Consider the following 2,372-nt stretch of genomic DNA (forward strand, 5'->3'; position numbering starts at 1 on the left):
AAAACCAACACTATAGGCCACCAACAGATAGCCGAAATATCGCAGGTAGCTGCCGAATGTCAGCGCTTCGATCTTGCTCATGGCGATCACGCCGGCGGCGGAGCCGATGACAAGAAGTGCGCCACCCACCCCGACCGAATAGGTCAGCGACAGCCACTGGGCCAGGTTCATTTCGATGCCGGAATTGAGCAGGGCGGCGGTGAGCGGCACGTTGTCAAACAGGGCCGACGCCAGGCCCACCAGGAAGTTGGCGGCCACCGGTGGCATCACGTCATACAGTGCCGGGAAGTAGGCCAGCATTCCCAGTTCCTTGAGCATGCCGACCAGCAGCAATACGCCCAGGAAAAACAGCAGGGTGTCGAACTCGATCTTGCGAATGTATTCCAGAATCGGTTCGTCCTTGTTCAGGAACTGCACCACCATGAACATCAAGGACAGGCCGAACAGGAAACACAGCACCGGCGGAATGCCGAAGGCCACGTTGGCGGCGATGGTGCCGACAATGGTGGCGAAGAACAGCAGGGCGATAACCTTGTCGCCGCGCTCGATGGCGCTGCTTTTTTTCTGGATATGCACCTCGCCACTGAGTCCCAGAGAGAGCATCAAGGCGAGCACGGCCACGGCGCCGGCGGCGGGCAGGCTGAGCAGCAGCAGGTCCGGAATTTCCACTTTGCCGGCCAGGAAGATCATCAGCGTGGTGACATCGCCGGTGATCAGGGCAGTGCCGCCGGCATTCACCGAGAACACCACCAGCACCACGTAGCGCATCAGTTTCTTCGCCGGCAGGTTCAGATTCATCAGCACGGCGATGCACACCAGAGTGGCGGTAATGTTGTCGGCCATGGAGGAGAACAGAAAGGCAAACAGGCCGGTGAGCAGCATCAATTTACGTTCGCTGATGTGTTCGGGCAGCAGCTTGTTGACCAGGCTGTCGATAATGCCCTTACCGGACAGGTAGGCCACAAAGGTCATGGCGGCCATCAGGAACAGCCACAGGGTAGCAATATCCAGCAGGTTTTCATTCAGGCTTTCCATCAGCGCGTCGTGACTGAGGTGGGCCGGCGGGGCAATAAAGAACAAAAGCCAGGCGAATGACCCGAAAAACAGGGTGGTTTTCGCTTTATCAATATGAACGATGTCTTCGACGACGATGGACAAAAAGCCCAGCGCCACCAGGATCAGCAAAACGGTAGTCATAACGGGCGACTCGCACTATGGGCAGAGAGTGAAGAGTGGAGGGCGGCGCTATTCTAGGCGTTTTGTGAACAGTGTTCACCGGAAACGGCCTGTTTATCCCGAAGAATCCGATGAATTACGGTGAAAAAAACGCAGGGAATGTGCAAATTTTGCACGCACCCCTTTAAAAAGATGAGAATAATTCGCATTATGTGCGCCCAGACTGTTTCCGCGCCGGCTCTGATCTGCGCGTTTGCTTGTGATGTTTGATCTGATCGAGGAATTTTCATGCTGACCCGCCTGTCCACCGGAGGCCTGTTGCTGGCCTCCCTGTTTCTGTCTGCCTGTAGTGACGAACCGCAATCCACGGATGCAGATGTGGCCCCGGCTTATGATGATGCCCTTGGCAGGCAGGTGGTTAGCCACTATGGCGATGTGGCCTTGGCGACGTATAGCGATGCGTTGGCCGGTGCCTGCGAGTTGAAAACGCAGATCGGCACGCTATTGGCCGCGCCCACCGAGGCCAACCTGGCCGCCGCCCGCGATGCCTGGCGTGCCGCGCGGGTGCCCTACATGCAGACTGAAGTATTCCGCTTCGGCAATGCTGTGGTGGATGAATGGGAAGGGCAGGTGAATGCCTGGCCGCTGGATGAAGGCCTGATCGATTACGTGAACGAGGACTATCAGGCGGTGATGGGCAACCCCGGTGCCCGCGCCAATATTATTGCCAGCGAGTCATTGAAAATCGGTGAACAGACCCTGGACCTGAGCGACCTGAACGCGGAACTGTTGGCCAGCCTCAACGAACTGGGCGGTTCCGAGGTGAACGTGGCTACCGGTTACCACGCCATTGAATTCTTGCTGTGGGGCCAGGACCTGAACGGCACTGACGCCGGTGCCGGCCAGCGCCCGGCAACGGATTTCGCCACCGGCCCGGACGCAACGGGTGGTCATAACGAGCGTCGGCGCGAATACCTGTCGGTAGTGACCGATCTGCTTATCGACGATCTGGAAGTGATGGTGGATGAATGGCGACCGGGTGAAGAAAATTACCGGGCCGAACTGGAAGCGGACAGCGTGGAAAACGGCCTGCGCAAGATGCTGTTCGGCATGGGCAGCCTGTCGTTGGGCGAGCTGGCCGGCGAGCGCATGAAAGTGGCGCTGGCGGCGCACTCCCCGGAAGACGAGCACGACTG

General features: G+C 58.3%; 2 protein-coding genes. One reads left to right on the forward strand and one right to left on the reverse strand.

Annotated elements, in window-relative coordinates; translation table 11 throughout:
• Positions 1-1,197, reverse strand: a 1,197-nt coding sequence (gene nhaD / locus A3754_RS11735) for a sodium:proton antiporter NhaD (protein WP_063519835.1), incomplete at its 3' end; no start/stop codon positions are given.
• A gap of 267 nt (positions 1,198-1,464) precedes the next feature.
• Between nhaD and A3754_RS11740 the strand changes: the two genes are divergently transcribed.
• A partial coding sequence (locus A3754_RS11740; protein WP_063519836.1) for an imelysin family protein occupies positions 1,465-2,372 on the forward strand: 908 nt, incomplete at its 3' end.

It is taken from the genome of Alcanivorax sp. HI0083 (genome assembly GCF_001635175.1).